Source organism: Streptomyces sp. NPDC058678 (assembly GCF_042714835.1).
GTDB lineage: Bacteria > Actinomycetota > Actinomycetes > Streptomycetales > Streptomycetaceae > Streptomyces.
In genome coordinates, this window is the sequence record NZ_JBHXSG010000005.1 from 22,654 (window position 1) to 39,884 (window position 17,231).

10 protein-coding genes are annotated in these 17,231 nt (G+C 70.7%); all 10 read right to left on the bottom strand.

Going from position 1 to position 17,231, the window contains the following annotated elements; translation table 11 throughout:
* Positions 1–6 precede the first annotated feature (6 nt).
* The 10 genes from ACFWWR_RS07085 to ACFWWR_RS07130 all read right to left on the bottom strand — a co-directional run bounded on the left by ACFWWR_RS07085 (position 7) and on the right by ACFWWR_RS07130 (position 17,036).
* A complete protein-coding gene (locus ACFWWR_RS07085; protein WP_383860044.1) occupies positions 7–1,170 on the bottom strand; it encodes an MFS transporter in 1,164 nt (387 codons plus the stop codon).
* Complete coding sequence (locus ACFWWR_RS07090; protein WP_384302345.1) at positions 1,167–1,979, bottom strand: thioesterase II family protein; 813 nt, start codon at positions 1,977–1,979, stop codon at positions 1,167–1,169. Before ACFWWR_RS07090 ends, ACFWWR_RS07085 begins: the two co-directional genes overlap by 4 nt.
* Positions 1,976–3,733: a non-ribosomal peptide synthetase gene (locus tag ACFWWR_RS07095; RefSeq protein WP_383860038.1), complete on the bottom strand. Its 1,758-nt coding sequence runs from the start codon at positions 3,731–3,733 to the stop codon at positions 1,976–1,978. The genes ACFWWR_RS07090 and ACFWWR_RS07095 overlap by 4 nt, the downstream gene beginning before the upstream one ends.
* Positions 3,721–4,518, bottom strand: coding sequence for a hypothetical protein (locus ACFWWR_RS07100; protein ID WP_383860035.1), 798 nt, complete (start codon positions 4,516–4,518; stop codon positions 3,721–3,723). Before ACFWWR_RS07100 ends, ACFWWR_RS07095 begins: the two co-directional genes overlap by 13 nt.
* A 20-nt stretch (positions 4,519–4,538) precedes the next feature.
* On the bottom strand, positions 4,539–7,640 hold the full coding sequence (locus ACFWWR_RS07105; protein WP_384302347.1) for a beta-ketoacyl synthase N-terminal-like domain-containing protein: 3,102 nt from the start codon (positions 7,638–7,640) through the stop codon (positions 4,539–4,541).
* A 1-nt stretch (position 7,641) separates the two neighbouring features.
* Positions 7,642–12,522 carry a MupA/Atu3671 family FMN-dependent luciferase-like monooxygenase gene (locus tag ACFWWR_RS07110; protein WP_384302349.1) on the bottom strand — a complete coding sequence of 1,627 codons (4,881 nt, stop codon included), beginning with the start codon at positions 12,520–12,522 and terminating at the stop codon, positions 7,642–7,644.
* Positions 12,523–12,628: 106 nt separating this feature from the next.
* Complete coding sequence (locus ACFWWR_RS07115; RefSeq protein WP_383860027.1) at positions 12,629–13,381, bottom strand: TylF/MycF family methyltransferase; 753 nt, start codon at positions 13,379–13,381, stop codon at positions 12,629–12,631.
* Between the two features lie 30 nt (positions 13,382–13,411).
* Entirely contained in the window at positions 13,412–14,341 is a 930-nt protein-coding gene (locus ACFWWR_RS07120) for a hypothetical protein (protein WP_383860024.1), read from the bottom strand.
* Complete coding sequence (locus tag ACFWWR_RS07125; protein WP_383860021.1) at positions 14,338–15,573, bottom strand: ATP-grasp domain-containing protein; 1,236 nt, start codon at positions 15,571–15,573, stop codon at positions 14,338–14,340. Before ACFWWR_RS07125 ends, ACFWWR_RS07120 begins: the two co-directional genes overlap by 4 nt.
* Entirely contained in the window at positions 15,570–17,036 is a 1,467-nt protein-coding gene (locus ACFWWR_RS07130) for an FAD/NAD(P)-binding protein (RefSeq protein ID WP_383860018.1), read from the bottom strand. Before ACFWWR_RS07130 ends, ACFWWR_RS07125 begins: the two co-directional genes overlap by 4 nt.
* Between the last annotated feature and the right edge of the window lie 195 nt (positions 17,037–17,231).

Genomic DNA, 17,231 nt, shown 5'->3' on the forward strand with positions numbered 1-17,231 from the left:
CGCCCCTCAGGCCGGTACGGTCGCGGGCTCGGTGGGCCGGTCCTTGCGCAGGAGGCGGAGTTCGGCCACCACGGCCAGGGCGCACAGCACCGCTGCCATCAGCGGGAGCCGGTGAGGTGCCACCTGCCCCAGGAGCAGTCCGCCGACCGCGCCACCGAGTGCGGCGCCCACATAGATGACGGAACTGTTCAGGGACACGGCCAGAGGGCCCGCCGGTCCCGCCAGGCGGAGCAGGCGGTGCTGCTGTGGCGCGGCGTACATCCAGCCGGTAACGCCCCACAGCACCATGGCGACGAGCGCACCCGGGAACGACCCGCCCAGCTGTGTCATCGCCAGGAAGGTGACTGTCATCCCGGCCACCGAGACCAGGACGAGCCGCCGGCCCGCCGGACGGTCCATGTACGCGCCGGCAAGGGCGTTGCCGGCCAGGCCGCCGAGTCCGAAGGCGAAGAGCAGCACCGCGAGCCGGGTGCCGTCCTCGGCGGTGGCCTCGGCGAACACGGTGGCGGCGTAGGTCAGCACCGCGTACTCCGCGATCACGGCGAAGATCGTGACGGTCAGAACCATGCGGACCAGAGGTCCGCGCAGGGCGGCCAGCCCTTCCCGCGGCCGGTACGCGGTGTGCTCGGAGCCGACGCCGCGCAGTCCTGCCGCAAGGGGCACAGCCACGGCAGCGGTGCCTGCCGCGAGGACCGTGAGGGTGGGACGCCAGCCAAAGGCGTCCGCCGCCCAGGTACCCGCGGGCACCCCCACCACCGACCCCATCACCAGGCCGCTGGTGACCAGCGCGAGGGATTTGCCTGAGCGTCCCTGCGGGGCGAGGGCCGCCGCGAGTGAGCACGCGTGCGGAGTGAACTGACTGGCCCCGGCAGCGACGAGCAGCCGCCCTGCCATGGCGGTCGGCAGTGAGTCGGCGACCGCGCACAGAACGTTCCCGAGGGCGACGGCGACCAGCGCCGCGGTGAGCGAAACCCGGGGTGACCGGCGGCTGAGGGGGGCCGCGAGCAGCGGGCCGAGGACTGCGTACCCGACGGAGAACACCGTCATGAGCTGTCCCGCGGCCGATACGGAGACGTTCAGCGAGTCGCTGATCTGGGGAAGCATTCCAGCGATGACGAACACGTCGGTGCCGATGAGGAAGGTTCCCGCGGCCAGCAGTGAAAGCCTCATGTGTCCGTCCTGCTCCGTGAGTGCCCGATCGAGCCGGTCGTGCGGGTGACTGCGGTACGTACCGCCTCCACGATCAGTGGTGGAAAGCCGTCGAGATAGAAGTGGCCGCCGGCGAAGTCCCGGGTGTGAAACGCCGAGGTGGTGTGCTCGTCCCAGGCGTGTACGTCGCCATCGGTGAGTTCGTCGTCCCGGCCCGTCCACGCGGTGATGGGGCAGGAGAGCAGCGAGGGGCAGCTGCCGAGCCGGTAGTTGGCGGCCGCCCGAAAGTCGCTGCGCAGGGCCGGCAGGATCATCGCCCGGAGCTCGGGATGGTCGATGATCGCGGGGTCGGTGCCGCCGAGCCCCAGCAGTGCCACCAGGGCGGCCTCCTCGTCGTCGCCCGACAGCCGCGAGGCCGTGCGGCGGTACGGCGCCTGCATGCCGGAGACGATCAGTCCCGCGGGCGCAACACCGTGCCGGTGCTCGAGCCGGGCGGCCGTCTCAAAGGCGACCAGGGCACCCAGGCTGTGTCCGAACAGAACCGGCGAAGACGCCGGTTGCGGTTCGGCGAGCAGTCGTGCGATCTCGTCCGCGAGCAGAGCGATGTCCTCGAAGGCGGGCTCGGCGCAGCGGTCCTGGCGCCCCGGGTACTGCACCGCCAGGACCCGGACATCGGGGGCGAGCGCAGCGGAGAGCGGGAAGTACTGGCCCGCGGTGCCGCCTGCGTGGGGGAAGCACACGAGGGTGCGGGCCTGTTCGCGGGCGTCATGGAAGGCACGGATCCAGGCGGCGCGTTCGCGCGCCCGGTCGTGTGCGGGCGGAAGGGTCATGCTGCGGCTCGTTCCGTGATCAGTGCGGTGATCGCGTCCACCGTGGGTTCGAAGAGGAACTCCTGTATGGACACCTGGACTTGAAAGTGCCGATGCAGGCGGGTCACGACCAGCGCAGCGGAGAGCGAGGTACCGCCCAGGTCCATGAAGTGCCGGCCGGGGGGTATCTCGGCGACGCCGAGCACTGTCGACCAGATGGCGGCGACGGCCGACTGCACATCGCCGGAGTCCGGGAGCGGACCGACGCTGTCGCCGGCGTCGCCTGGGGCCGGAAGACGGCGGCGGTCGATCTTCCCGTTCGGGGAGAGCGGCAGGCCGGGCGTGAGAACCACGTGGTGCGGAACCAAGTAGTCGGGCAGCAACTCAGCGGTATGGGCCCGCAGTTCCCCCGTATCCGGTGCGCTCCCGGGCGCAGCCACGACATGGGCGACCAGCCTGCGTTCCTCGCTGCCGGGCGGTGTCCAGGCCACCACGGCGCACTCCCGCACCGCGGGGTGGCGGAGCAGCGCTGCCTCGATGTCGCCCGGCTCGACCCGGTAACCGCGGATCTTGAGCTGGCCGTCGGTCCGGCCCAGATACTCAAGGGCTCCGTCGGGCCGCTCGCGCACGACGTCACCGGTGCGGTACGCGCGTACGGTCCGGCCTTCGATCCGTGTGCTTCGGAACCGTTCCTTCGTCTGCTGCGGCTCGTGTACGTATCCGTGGGCGAGACCGACCCCGGCCAGCCACAGCTCGCCGTCCTCCTCCAGCGGGACGACATGGGCCGTCATGCCGGGCAGTGGCCGCCCGATGGGAGGAAGATCCGGCCACGAGTGCGGCGGACCGGTGAGGGTGTGGGCAACAGCGACATGGGTCTCCGCCGGACCGTAGTGGTTGTGCAGACGCGCCGCGGGCAGTCGTCCGAACAGTTCCCGGATCGCGGGTGTGATGTGCAGCGCCTCGCCCGCCACCGCCACCTCGCGCAGAGCGCCGGGCAGGATGCCGAACTCGCCGGTGAGATCCGCCAGTCGACGCAGCGCCACGGGAGGCAGGAAGATCCGCTGTATCTCCCATTCCCGGCACAGCTCCCACACGCGCTGCAGGTCGACGCGGTCGGCGTCGGCCGGTGTGTACAGACAGCCCCCGCTGCACCAAGCCGTGAACACCTCCTGGACGAACACGTCGAAGCCGAGTGAGGCGAACATCAGCGTGCGCAGTGGCTCGGGGGAAGTGCTGGCCAGCGTCCATTCGATCAGGTTGTCCAGGCAACGGTGCGGCATGGAGACCGCCTTGGGCCCTCCTGTGGACCCGGACGTGAAGACCACATACGCGGGATCCTCGCTGCCTGGCTCCGGCGGACGGGGCACCGGGGCATCCCGCACAGTGCCGGACACGACGTACGGCCGGAGAGGAAGCACGACGGGCCCGTCCGGTACGTCCGGGGCGCGCAGCGTCGGCTCGACCAGCGCGAACCGGGCGTGACTGCGCCGCCACATGTGCTCGATGCGGTCCGCCGGATACTGCGGATCGATCACGCAGAAGGCCGCGCCCGCCCGGAGCACCGCGAGGACGGCCACGCCGAGAGCGACTCCGCGAGAAGCCTGGATGAGCACGACGTCCCCGGGGTGCACCCCCTGCCGCAGCAGGTGCGCGGCCAAGTCCGTCGATCTGGCGTCGAGTTCGGCGTAGTCGAGCCTGCCGTCGGGTGCGACCAGGGCGGCCGCCCCGGGGCGGCGCCCAGCCTGGGCGGCGATCATCTCCACTACGCCGGGCAACGCTCTGCCCTCTCCCAGGTGTTCGGCGCGAGTGGGAGCCCGAGCGCCTCGAGGACTGCCACGCGAGTCTCCTCGGCCCTGAGCAGCTCGAACCGGTCGCAGCTCAGGCGCAGCGCACGCTGCTGCCCGGCAGCGCGGGCGAAGCTGGACGGATCGGCATCCGCGGAGGTCAGACGCAGCACCTCCCCCTCCCAGGGCGACGTACGCGCGTGGTGGGCCGCCACCAGATGGCTGAGCCAGTCCGCATACGCGCTCACCATGTGCGTGGCGCTCGCCGCGACCTCTGCCTCGTCGGCGCCTGCCGCACGCAGCGCCGCATGTGCCTGGCGGGCCAGTTCGCCGGTGAGCGCGTCGACGAAGCGCTCTGGGTCTTCGGCCAGTGCGACGGCCTCGATCCGCTGCCTCAGCTCGGGCTCGCTCAGTCGTATGCCCAGACCGCCGAGCCGGGCTCGGTAGTCCGCGGTGATCGTGTCCCACGACGTTGCCTCGGGGTCGAACAGCACGATCACCGGTGGCTCCCCGCCCAGGGCGGCGGCCACCTCGAAGGCGAGCGGTGCCGAGGCGCAGTACGCGGCGACCGCTGCGATCGGCCCCGTCCCGGCCGGCACGTTCGCCAGCAGTCGTGCCGCGTAGCCGGCGCCGCTCACCGCCCGTGGCAGGGGGGATCGCAGCAGGCCGTGTACACGTACCCCGTGCCGGTCCAGGCCCAGTTCGTCGATCCGGGCCTCCTTCCGGTATCCGGGATAGTCGAGTGCGAGAACCACGGGGCCTTCGGTCCGGTGCATGTACGAGGTCCTTTCGCTGCTCACTGCGGGGCCTCGCCGACAAGGCCGGACAGCGTGCGCAGTTGTGCGGTCATCAGGTCGTAACCACCGTCGACGAGGTCCTCCATGGAGGCGAGCTGCTGCCCGGCGACCGCGGTGAGGGCCTGCGGTGCGGTGCCGAGTGCCGGGGTGGCCGCGGCCGAGCCAGGTGAGGAAGCCAGGGGCAGCGTGACGGCGGTGGCTGGCGCGGGGGCCGCGCCCGCCGGGGTCTCCGCCCGTGTGAGCCAGGGCATTTCCGGCGTCGGGTACGGCTCGCGGCGGAAGGGATACCCGGGCAGGTGTACCCGCCCGCCGTCCACACCCACGGCCCGCCAGTCGAGGCTCAGGCCATGGCGGTACAGCTCGGCCAGCGCCTCGTACAGCGCGCCGATGCCGGTCGACTCCCGGGACTGGCTCGCGGTCCATCGGCTGCCGGGCAGCGCCACCCGGGCCAGCGAGGTGAGCACATCGGCGGGCCCGAGCTCGAGGAAGTCGGCGTGGCCCAGCGCGTGCACGGCGGCCAGCGTCCGCTGGAACAGCACGGGCCGGCGCGCCTGACGTACCAGATGTTCCGCGTCCACGACGGACCCGGCGGGAAGCACCTCGCCCCGCGCGCTGTCGCCGCACGGCATGCCCAGGGGCGTGAAGGTGAGGGACTCGGCGACCTCGCGCAGCGCGGGGAGTACCGGGTCGAGCAGCGCGGAGTGGAAGGCCCTGTCCACGTCGAGCGGCCGGCAGGCGATGTGCTTCCCGGCCAGCGTCCGGTGGGCCGTCTCGATGGCCTCGGGGTCACCGGACAGCACGAGTGAGCGCGGCCCGTTGACCGCTGCGATCTCCACCGGCAGCCCGGCGCACCACTGCCGTACGGTGTCGGCATCGCCGTGCAGAGCCAGCATGCGACCGGGAGCGGCGGCGCTCATGAGGTTGCCCCGCGCGACGGTGAACCGCAGCCCGTCGGCGAGTGAGAAGGCGCCCGCGGTGCAGAGCGCGGCCATCTCGCCGAGGCTGTGCCCGAGCACACACTCGGGCTCGACACCGAACTGCCGCCACAGCCGCACGAGGGCCATCTGCAGCGCGAATTGGGCTGCCTGCGTGACCGGCCCCGCACCATCCGAAGGCGGCGTCAGGAGTACGTCGATCAGGCTGCCGGGTTCCTCCTGCCGGTACGTCTCTTCACACTCGTCCAGGACCTCGCGTACGACGGCGTACTGCCGATACAACTCCCGTGCCATGCCCGCGGTGGCATGGCCCTGCCCGGAGAAGGCGAAGGCGATCGGCCCTGCGGTACTCGGCTGGTCCCCATCGGGCATTCCCAGAAACCGGTCGAGGCCGTCGGCCAGTTCGGTGGCGGTCCGGCCGTGCACCACCGTGCGGTGAAAATGGTGCGTGCGGCCGAGCGCCAATGTGGTGTGGACGTCGGCGACGCCGAGCCAGGGCCGTGCTCGCAGCTCGTCCCGCAGTCGAGTGGCGACCTCGTGCAGGGCCTCCTGGGATCGTGCGCTGACAGGCACCGGGAGCGGATGAGCGGGCTGCGGCCGGACCGTCGCCACCGGCGGTTCCTCGAGGAGCACATGGGCGTTCGTACCGCCGAACCCCAGCGCGCTGACCCCGCCGCGGCGCGGGACTCCCTGCGGCGTCCGCCACTCCTCGGCCGCGGTGGCCAGGCGGAACGGGCTGGTGTCCCAGGGCAGCCGGGGACTTGGCCGGGTCACGTTCGCGGTGGGCACGATGGTGCCGTGCCGCAGCATCAGTACCGTTTTGACAAGCCCCGCCATCCCGGCACAGGTGTCCAGGTGTCCGAGGCTGGGTTTGACGGAGCCGAGGGTACAGAACCCTGTCCTGCCCTGCTGCGAGCGGTACGCCCGTGACAGCGCCTCGAACTCCACCGGGTCGCCGAGCTCGGTGCCGGTGCCATGGGCCTCCACATGGCCGACGGAATCCGCCTCGATGCCCGCGCGAGCCAGAGCGAGCCGGACGACCTCCGCATGGCCCTGCACGCCAGGGGCGGTGAAGCCGGCCTTGGCAGCGCCGTCGTTGTTCACCGCCGAGCCGAGGATCACCGCATGGATCTCGTCCCCGTCCGCAAGGGCCGCATCCAGCCGCTTGAGCAGCACGGCGGCAACACCGTTGCCGCCGACCGTGCCGTCCGACGCGTCATCGAAGGCCCGGCACACCCCGCTCGGCGACAGGATGAACTCCGGATCGTGCGCGTATCCGGCGTCCTGGGGCAGATGCACGGCCGCGGCCCCGGCCAGAGCCAGGTCGTTCTCGCCCGACAGCAGTGACTGGGCGGCCAGATGGACCGCGACGAGCCCGGTCGAGCAGGCGCTTTGGACGGCGACGGCCGCACCCGTCAGACCGAGACGGTAGGCGACCCGGGTGGCGAGGAAGTCCTGCTGCCCGCCGATCAGCCCCTGCATCTCCTCCATGATGTTCGCCGAGGGCGCGGCGCCCCCCATGCCGTGCCGCGCGAAGTAGGGCAGACCGGGGCCGTACAGGTTCATCCCGCCTCCGGCATACACTCCGATGCGACGGTCTCGGGGCTGGTCCGCGTACCCGCCGTCCTCCAGGGCATGGGCGCAGCACTCCAGGAACAGACGGTGTGACGGATCGGTGAGGCTTGCCTCCTTCGGGCTCATGCCGAAGTGGTCCGCGTCGAAGCACTCGGCGTCTTCGAGTACTCCTGCGGCCCGCACCCGCCCGTCGCTCTGCCCCGCGCCCAGGGTGCGCACACTGCTTCTGCCGGCGCGCAGATTTCCCCAGAGCGCGTCCAGGTCTGGCGCGCCCGGCAGCCGCGCCGCCATGCCGATGACGGCGATCCGCCCGTCGGTGGACACCGGCGCGGGCCCGGAGGGCTGGGGCCCGTCGGCTGCACCGGGGGCGAGGTGCGCGGCGAGCGCGGCGATGCTGGTGTGCTCGAAGAGGGCGGTGTCATCCAGAGAAAGGCCAAGAGCGGCTTCCAGGCGGACCTTGATCCGCATCAGCGACAGGGAGGTGAGTCCCAGGTCGAAGAAGGAGGCCTGCGGATCGGCCGTGCCGCCGAGCACCTCCTCGACGAGCGCCCCGATGCGCTGCCGCAGCTCCCGATCACTGAGCGAGCCCATGTCAGCGCTCCTCTCCCTGCAAGGCGGTCAGGCGGTGGGCGACCCCGCGGATCGTGGGCGCGGCGAAGAAGTCGGCCACGGGTATGCGATGCCCGAGCTCCGTGAAGATGCGCTCCAGGACACGTACCGACGACAGGGAGTTGCCGCCGATGTCGAAGAAGGAGCGGTCCGGCGCGATCGGGTCGATGCCCAGCTCGACCGCCCACAGCTTGTGCACCATACGCTCGAGCTCGCTGAGCTCGAAGTCCGTCGCGATGGCGGTCGGTTGCGCGCGCAGGGCGAGGAGCTCGTCGCGGGCGAGCTTGCCGGTTGCGCCGTACGGAATCCGGTCGAGTCGCACCCAGGACTGCGGTACGAGGTAGTGCGGCAGCACCGCGGCCAGCTGCGCGCGCAGCGGAGCGCTCCAGTCGCCGTCGGGCGCATGCGTCGGCGAGAGCACCACGAAGGCGGCGAGTTCGGTGTCACCGGACTCGTCGGGGCGGGCCAGGACGACGGCCTCGCGCACCCCGTCGAGGCGGCCGAGCGCCCACTGGGCCTCCTCGGGCTCCACCCGGTAGCCGCGGATCTTCACCTGATCATCGATGCGGCCGATGTACTCGAGGACGCCGTCGGCACGCCAACGCACCAGGTCACCGGTGCGATAGCGGCGTTCGCCGGAGTCCGGCGCGTCAAAGAAGCCGCGCGCGGTGGTGTCTGGGTTGCCGTGGTAGCCGTGCGAGACGGCGACACCGCCGATGACGAGCTCGCCGGGGACACCGATCGGCACCGGCCGGCCCGAGTCGTCGGACACGACGAGCGTGACATTGTCCACCGGCCGTCCGATCGGCACCACCGTCTCGGTCGCCGGGTCCACCCGGTGCGAGGTGACCACGATGGACGTCTCGGTGGGCCCGTACTGGTTGTACAGCGTCAGCTCGGGGCGCCGTGCGGCCAGATCGCGCAGCTCGGGGGTGAGCGTCAGCTTCTCGCCGCCGATCAGCAACTGGCGCAGGGACGGGACTGCCTTGAGCTCCCGCACCAGGTACTTGAGGGGGGTGAACGGCACGCTCATGCGCTCCACCCCGAAGTGGCGCAGCTGCGCCGCGACCGCTGCCGGGTCATAGCGGGTCTCGTCGTCGATGGTGATCAGCGCCTGCCCCGAGGCGAGGGTGGAGAAGATCTCCTGGACGCTCACATCGAAGCCAGCCGACGCCCACTGCACGGTCCGCAGCGCGCCGAGCGTGCGCAGTTGCCAGCGGATCAGGTTCACCGGACCCCGGTGCGGGACGGCGACCGGCTTGGCACGGCCGCTCGAGCCCGAGGTGTAGATGAAGTACGCCGTGTCCGCGGCGTCCACGACCCGGCCCAGCGGCCCGTCCTCACCACTCGGTGCCACGTCCTCCAGCCACTGCACGGGGCACGGCAGTGCGTCGGCAACGTCGCCGTCGAGCGTCTGGTCGGCGATGACAAGGCGGGCTCCGCTGTCCGTCAGCATGAACGCGCGCCGCTCGGCGGGCAACGCCCGATCAACCGGTACGTAGGTGGCGCCGCACTTGAGTACGGCGAGTACCGCTGTCACCAGGCCCGGGCCGCGCGGCACGCTGACTGCGGCGACCTCGCCCTTGGCCAGGCCCCGGTCGGCGAGCCGCCGTGCGAGGCGGTTCGCCGCGGCGTCCAGCTGTGCGTAGGTGAGCGGATCGCCCACGCCGGCCACCGCGAGGGCGTCCGGTGTCAGGGCGGCCTGCTCCTCGAACAGCCCGTGCAGCGTGGCGGGTTCGATGTCGGTGCGCTCACCCTGGAAGCCGGCCAGGGTCCGCTCATCGCCCGCGGTCAACGCCAGTAGCTCGGACAGCGCGGCACCGGGCGAATCCACCGCGCCGCGCAGCAGGTTCTCGGTGTACTCGACGATCCGCCGCACCGTCGACTCGTCGAAGAGACCGGCATCGTATTCGACGGTGCAGCGGATGCCCGCCGCGTGGTCGGTGAAGTAGAAGGTCAGGCCGAACGGTGCCTGCTTGCGCGGTACTTGGCGGAACTCGGCGGTCAGCCCGGTGTTCTCGAAGACGGAGCCCAGCTCCTCCTCGTACTCCACCATGACCTGGAACAGGGGGTTCGCGCCGCTGCTGCGGTCGGGATTGACGGCCTCGACGATCTGGTCGAACGGGACACCCCTGTGGTCCATGGCCGCCGTGGTGCGGGCCTTGACGCGGTGCAGCAGTTCCCGGAAGCCGATGCCGCCGGACAGATCGAGCCGCAGCGCGACCGTTTCGACCCACATGCCTATGACGTCGGCGGCGTCCTCCGGCCGGTTGGTGACCGCCGTACCGATGACGATGTCATCCTGCGCGGCGAACCGGCCCAGGGTGGCGGACACCGCACCGAGCAGCGCCATGAAAGGCGTGCAACCCTCGGCCCGGGCAAGACGGCGGACGCCGCTGCGCAGCCGGCCGTCGGTCTCGTGCACCAGCGTGGCTCCGCGGACCTCGTGCCCGGCCGAGCGCGGCCGGTCAGTGGGCAGGCCGAGCGGGGTGGCGTCCGCCAACTCCCGTTTCCAGTAGGCAAGTCCCTCGGGCGTGGGGCTTTCCTGCGCAGCGGTGGGCCACAGGGGCAGTTCGGGCAGATCGGTGGGCTCACCCGGCCAAGCACGGTAGTACGCGGCGAGGTCCCGGCACAGGATGCGGGTCGACAAGGCGTCGAGCACAGTGTGGTGGGCCACGAGGTAGAGCAGATGGCGCCCTCCGTCGAGTTTGCCGATCCTGGCGCGCAACAGCGGGCCGACGGCAAGGTCGAAGTCCGCCTCGTCCTCGAGATCCCGCAGCCTCAGCAGCGCGGCTGTGTCGTCGAGGCCGGGCAGGTCCGTCACCGGGCAGTCCACCGCGACCGTGTCGAGCACGACCTGTTCCAGCTGGCCGGCCCGTTCCCGGAAGACGGTGCGCAGTTGGGGATGGCGCGCCACGACCTGATGCAGGGCGGCCCGCAGCGCGTCGGTGTCGAGCGGGCCCTCGATGAACAGGGCCTTCGGCTCGTAGTAGGTGTGGCTCCCGGGGTCCATCCGGTCGAGCAGCCACAGCTGACGCTGCAGCGGGGTGGCAGGGGCGGTGCGGGGCGACACGGCAGGGGCGGGAGCGGTTTCGGTTCGCTCGGCGGACGCGGCGCGCAGCCGGTTGAGTTCGGGCAGCCCGCCGAGCATGAGGTCAGGGGCGACCCCGAAGTCGATGAAGCACCCGATCTCGTCCGCACCCGCGGCCGTCAACGAATCGAGGACGGGCCGCACTTCGGTGGCACTGCCGATCAAAGCCCGGGTTTCGCAGTAACGCTCGTAGGCCAGGTCGAGGACGTAGTCGAGGTCGTCCTGGTGCGTGGTCAGCAGATCTACGTCGATGCCGAGGCTGTTGGCGGCGTTGTCGAACAGGTCGATCGAGGAGCGCAGATAGTCGCAGAACGGCTTGCGCGCCTCTTGCCTGGCGCGTTCCGCGTCGGGCCCGAGATAGGTGTGCACCAGAACAACGACGCGTCCGGTTTCGGGATCGAGGCCGTGGGCCGCACGGGCGGCACGGTAGCGGGCGATGTTCGCGGCGAGGTCCTCGACGCTCTGGGCCATGAGGTTGGTGACGATGCCGAGTCCGGCCCGTGCCGCCCGCTCATAGCTCTCGGGGTTGGACAGGACCGCGGCGAACAGCGGGACGTCGTCGCCCTGCACGGGGTTGGGATGCAGGCTCACCTCTGTCGGGCGGCCGTCGCCCGAGGTCACGGTCAGCGGCCGACCGGACCACAGTCGCCGGAAGGTGTCGAGGTGTGCATACATGATGTCCCGCTGCCGGCCGTAGTTCTCCGGTGCCAGGACGAAGTCGGTGGAGTGCCAGCCGCTGGCGAAGCCGAGCCCGACCCGCCCACCGGACAGGTTGTCGACGACCGCCCACTCCTCCGCCACCCGGATGGGGTTGTGCAGGGGCAGCACGACGGAGCCCGCATGCAGTCGGACCCGGGAGGTGCGCGTGGCCAGGGAGGCCGCCAGAACGGAAGGGTTGGGAAAGAGCGCGCCGAACGAGTGGAAGTGCCGTTCCGGCAGCCACAGGGCGTGGAAACCCTGCTCGTCGGCGTACTCAGCGGCCTGCAGCAGGTGCTGGTAGGCGAGGGCGCTGTCGGGCTCGGGGTAGTCGCCGAAGAAGTAGAGACTGAAGTCGGGGGAAGTGCGCGCGGCGGTGCCCGCAGGCGTGCGCCCGGCGGTGCCGGCAGCCGTGAGGTGTGGTGTGCCGGGACGGGACACCCGGGCCGGCCGCCGGTTGGTGGTTCCGTCGGCAGAGGCAGGCTCGGCGGTCGCGGCAGCGGCGTCGGACCGGTCCGTCCCGAGTGGGGGGTGTACGGCGGGCAGGGCGGGCGGAGCCCCGGTGGCCGGGCCGGGTCGCAGACCGCTGAGTATTTTCAACTGTTCGGCCGTCAGCTCGGAGAAGCGGGTCATCATCTTGCCCGCCAGTTGCAGTTGGTCGGTGAAGAGGGCAAGCGCGGAGTCGTAGGCGTCGGCGGTCGGCACCGGGGGCGGTGCGGCGGGCGCGGTGTGCACGGTGGCGGACCGGACGGGCTCCGCAGCCGGGGCAGCCGGGGCAGCCGGAGCGGCCGGAGCAGTTGCAGCGGCCGGAGCAGCTGGAGCAGTGGCGGGAGCCGGAGGTTCCGCGGCACGGCCGGCCACCGTTTCGGCCAGCTTCCCCGGCGTGTCCACGTCCGTGAAGAGTTCGCGCACGGACACCCGTACGCCGAACTCGGACTGCACGGCCCTGGCCAGCGCCATGAGCGACAGCGAGTCAGCTCCCGCGGCGACGAACGAGCGGCCGGGGTCGAGCTGTTCTGCCGGGACGCCAAGCCGGCTCGAGACAAGGGCGAGCACCTCACCCGCGGTTACGTTCACTTCCGCTGCTCCAATCCACTTGTCTGACCTGCATTGACCTGCGTACGCGTTGCGCTGGACGGCATCGGCGAGGCGATGACCGGGCCGGACGGGAACGGGCCTGGGCTCATGCCTCACGTCGCCAGTAGACGCCCAGGCCGTCGATGTCCCGGATGGGGTCCGTGATCCCGAACTTGGCCCTCCAGTCGTGTACTGCTTCGGCGCACACGGGAATGTGGTAGTCGTCCACGATCACGAACCCGCCGGGCGAGACCTTGGGATACAGGTGGACCAAGGTGTCCATCGTCGACTCGTACAGATCGCTGTCCAGGCGCAGCACGGCGAGCCGGTCCACCGGAGCGGTGGGGAGCGTGTCGCGGAACCAACCGGGCAGGAACCTCACCTGGTCGTCGAGCAGGTCGTACCGCTCGAAGTTCCGGCGGACCGTGGGCAGATCGGTCGCCATGAAGTCGTTGTAGCGATCGGAGGCGAGCTCCTGGTCCCCCGCGTGGGTCGACTCGTCCGCCCTCGGCATGCCCTCGAAGGAGTCCGCCACCCAGACGCACCGGTCGGTCACACCGTGGGCCTTGAGCACGGCCCGCATGAAGATGCAGGTCCCACCGCGCCACACGCCGGTCTCGATGAAGTCACCTGGTACGCCGTCCGCGAGTGCCGTCGTCACGCAGTGCTCGACGTTCTCGAGACGACGTATCCCGATCATGGTGTGCGCCACGCTCGGCCAGTCGACGCCGAGTCTGCGGTTGAGTTCGTCGTACTCGTGCGCCGGGGCCCAGCTGGCCGGTACGGGCGCGTCCTCGTAGATGGTGTTCGCCAGTACCTTCTTCATCAGATCCAGGTAGAGCTGTGCCGTCGAGTCCATGCAACCGTCCTGTCAGAGCTGGGGCGCGTCTCACGCCCTGGAGACGAATGGCGGCTGTGCCGCGACCGGTGCGGGTTTGTCTTTGCCGGACACCCGCACGTACCAGACCGCGACCAGGATCAGTGCACAGATCTCGGCGAGCGAGACGGCATCGAAGGAGCCGTGGAAGGCGGTCTCCGCAAGGTAGGTGATGCCCGGCAGCGTGGTGAGGAGGACGATCGCCACCATGGGGTCGGTGCGCTGCAACCCGGCCTGCAGTGCGAACAGCGGCAGAGTCACAGCGAGCACACCGGTGAGCAGCATCGTCGGCAGCTCCCCGGTCCAGTCACTGCCGGGTCCGCCGACGAGGAGCAGGAGCAGTCCGCCGCACACGTACGTGAGGTGGAACCGGTGTGCCGTGACGTACACGGGGTCGACGCCTTGCCTCCCCAGCTCCGCTGAGATCAGGGCGAGTACGGGCGCGCCGACACCCGCGACGACCACCAGGGCGAGACCTGATACCACCCCCGGCCCGAACGCGCCGTCCTCGGTGAACCGCTGTCCGACCGCGACACCGAGCAACACCAGGACGACCGCGGCGAACCAGCCCTGCCGCGACACTCGGCGCCCCTGCCCGGCCAGGCCGAGCAGCGCGAGCACGATCGGGCCCATCGCCGTCTCGACACCGGTGGCCAGCGTGGCGGGCACCCAGGTCAAGGAGGCATAGAAGCTGAGGAAGGTGACGGCCGTGACGACGTTCATCGCCACGAGCAGACCACGGGCCGGGGGGGCGGTGACTCCTACCGGTCCGCTCCGCATGCGGCGGACCAGCAGGACCGTGTTGAACAGCACGGCCGCGGCGGCGAATCCGGCGCAGGAAAGGGCGAGGCTGCCGCTGGAGTCCAGGGTGCCCGACACGAAGCCGTACACGCCGGCCTGCAGCAACACGGAGGTGACGATGTAGAGAACGGGCAAGGTCAAGCCCCGGCTTCCGAGACCTGGAACAGGGTTCCGGAGTCCTCCATCTCGTGCAGCACCGCGAGGCTGTGCTCGATGAGTTCGGCGTCCTCGTGCACGAAGAAGGCAGTGCCGCAGGAACCCGTGGTCAGCTGGGTGTCCCGCAGTACGTCGTTGACCTGCGGCAGCCGGGCCACACTGTGAAAGCCGGGCAGCCGACGCAGTTCGCGCAGGCCGTCGGCGGAGGTCAGGATGCCCGGGCGGTGAGCGCGCAGGAAGACCTTGGCCAGGGTGCGGGCCGGGCCGTACGGCAGGTCGAACCGGTTACGGAAGTCGTCGGGGCGCAGAAGTCGCTCGGCGACCAGGTGCTGGCTGCTGTAGCCGAAGGCGCAGTGGTAGGCGTCGGGTGACAGATAGGGGCCCATCAACCGCGAGTTGACCTCGACGAGCCGGGGTCCGTCGGCGGTGAGCATCACCTCGGTATGGGCCGCGCCGTCCTGGATGCCGAGCACGTCGAGGCAGCGCTTGCTGTAGTTGACGAGCTCCCGCTCGCGCTCGTCCGGGATGGTACGGCTGATGATGTGCCGCAGCACCGGACTGCCCTCGACGCGATCGATGCGCTCGGCGTACAACTCGGCGAGCAGATGCCGGCCGTCCATGCTCACCGTGTTCACGATGTACTGCGAGCCGGCCAGGAACTCCTGGGCGAGGACACCTTCGTTGATCTCGCCCATGAGGTTGCGCTGTCCGGCGATCGCACGAAAGGCGGCGAGGGCCTCGTCGGAGGTGGAGCAGATCTGGCAGCCGTCGCTGCCCGCGCTGTTGAACGGCTTGATCACCAAGGGATACGACGCCCATTGGGCGAGGACGGCCCTCAGCTCATCCTCGGTGCGCACGACACTGCTGCGGGCATGGGCCAGGCCGGCCCCGGCGAGGGCCTGCTGCATCCGATACTTGTCACGGCGGGCCGAGCGCAGTGCATGGTCGTGGTGCGGGAGCCGGAGCCGCTCGGCGAGTTCGTCGGCAAGGGTGACGCCGAACTCGCTGCCGGCGACGATCGTGCGTACGCCGAGTGCGCGCAGCTGCTCCGCCGTGCTGTCCAGGTCGGAGTGCAGGACGGTCTTGACACCGGTGCGTTCCGTCCCTGCAAGCGACGCGCGGTCCTCCGGGTAGACCTCGAGTAATTCGGCTCCCTCCTCCTGGAGAGCATCGGCGAGCTGGGCTCCGCTGGAGGCCGGGACGACGAGCGCGATCACAGAGCAGTCCTTTCGGCGAACGTGGCAACTTCATCGGTACGGGGCCGGGCGATCTGGTCCCCGGCCACGGCCGCGTGCTGGGCGGCCGCCCGCAGGTAGTTGACGATGGGGTGGCGGGCACCTGCAGCAGCGCCGAGGACCCAGATGCGTTCCGGGGTGCCCCGATCGGGAAACCGGACCCTCAGGTCGGCGAGGAGTTCGGGCTCCGGGCCGTCCCCGTCGTAGCCGATGTGCAGTCGGCCAACCGTTCCGGTGAGCCGGCGAGTACGGTATCCGGCGGCGACGACCACCTGGTCGAAGCTCTCGCGCGAGCCGTCCGGCCAGTCCACCTGCCAGCCGACATCGGTGCGCTTGATCCGCTCCAGGTAGTCGGGGGCCACGCGCAGTCTGCCCGCTGCGGCATGGGATCCGAGCAGCTTGGCATTGTGCAGCGGGATCGCGGAGATGTAGCGCGACATCAGGGTGCGGTACCGGGCGAGGACGTCCGTGGCGGCCTGGGGCCGCCAGTGCGGCACATGCTCGTTGAGTGCGTCTATCACCTCAGCGACGATGTCCTGCCACGGGATGCGGCCCTCGTCGGCGAGTTGTGCCTCTTCGCGCAGCAGCCGAGTGGCCATGTCCGCCCCGGAGCGGGTGCGCACCCCGCGGGCCTCCGGGTGGCTGCGGCGTATGGCCCGCACGAGCATGCGGGCGAGTGAGCCGTCGAAGGACGCCTTCTCGGGATCGAGTGCCGCCCAGTCGCTCGGGCCGATGGCCGGCTCGGCGCTGCGGCGCAGACGGGTGCGTACGGCCGGCAGGGTGGCGGAAGGAGAAGTGAGGACACAGTACCGACGGCCTTGCTGGGACAGGACGAGGGCGGCGTCGATGGCCGACAGCTTGGAGCCGAGCACAAGGACCCGTGCGTCGTGCGGCAGTCGCCGCAGCCGGTCGGCCGGGTAGGGCGACTCGATGAGGCACGGGTCACCCTGGTGGGCGCTGACCTCGGCGGGCAGCCGGGGGGCGTCGGCGCCCGCGCAGAAGATGACGTCGGTGCCCTCGACGGTGGCGCCGTCGGCCAACTCGACCTGGTAGGTGCCGTCGTCAAGGCTGTTGATGGCGACCGCCCGTTCCCGGATGTGGGTGACCTTGGTGCCCATGGCGCGAGCCCGGTCGCGGTACTGGCCGTAGCGCTCCCTGCAGTACTGCCCGACGAGATACCGGGGCACGAAGTCGTCATGGTGTACCGGATGGCCGCGTGCCGCCAGGTAGTCGAGGAAGTCGGATCGCCCCTCGGCCAGCAGGGACGTCACGTCCACGGAGGTGTTGCAGAGAAGCGTGGGGTCGGTGGTGCCGAAGGCGGTGCCGAACCCGATGGCACCGGGCGCCACCAGGGTGATGCGTTCGTTGCCGGGCGCACCGGCCAGGTGGGCCAACGCGCTGACAGCGGTGGCACCACCCCCGATGATGACAATTCTCTTGGTCACAGGCTTGTCCGTTGCTGCTCAACTGGTTCCCGGGCGATACGTCCCGAGCGGTCGGCGGTCGAGAAGTGGTACTCCGGAGTGACGACCCCGCGCCGAACTTTCACGGCGTCGACGAGGAAAGACGGGGAAACCCTGTCGAGATGGTCGGTGGCAATGGAACCGGCTACGGCGATACGTATCTTCATTCCCGTCCAC

Coding starts and splice junctions, on each gene's coding strand:
- ACFWWR_RS07085 (WP_383860044.1), bottom strand. CDS start 1,170: ATGAGGCTTTCACTGCTGGCCGCGGGAACCTTCCTCATCGGCACCGAC.
- ACFWWR_RS07090 (WP_384302345.1), bottom strand. CDS start 1,979: ATGACCCTTCCGCCCGCACACGACCGGGCGCGCGAACGCGCCGCCTGG.
- ACFWWR_RS07100 (WP_383860035.1), bottom strand. CDS start 4,518: ATGCACCGGACCGAAGGCCCCGTGGTTCTCGCACTCGACTATCCCGGA.
- ACFWWR_RS07105 (WP_384302347.1), bottom strand. CDS start 7,640: ATGGGCTCGCTCAGTGATCGGGAGCTGCGGCAGCGCATCGGGGCGCTC.
- ACFWWR_RS07115 (WP_383860027.1), bottom strand. CDS start 13,381: ATGGACTCGACGGCACAGCTCTACCTGGATCTGATGAAGAAGGTACTG.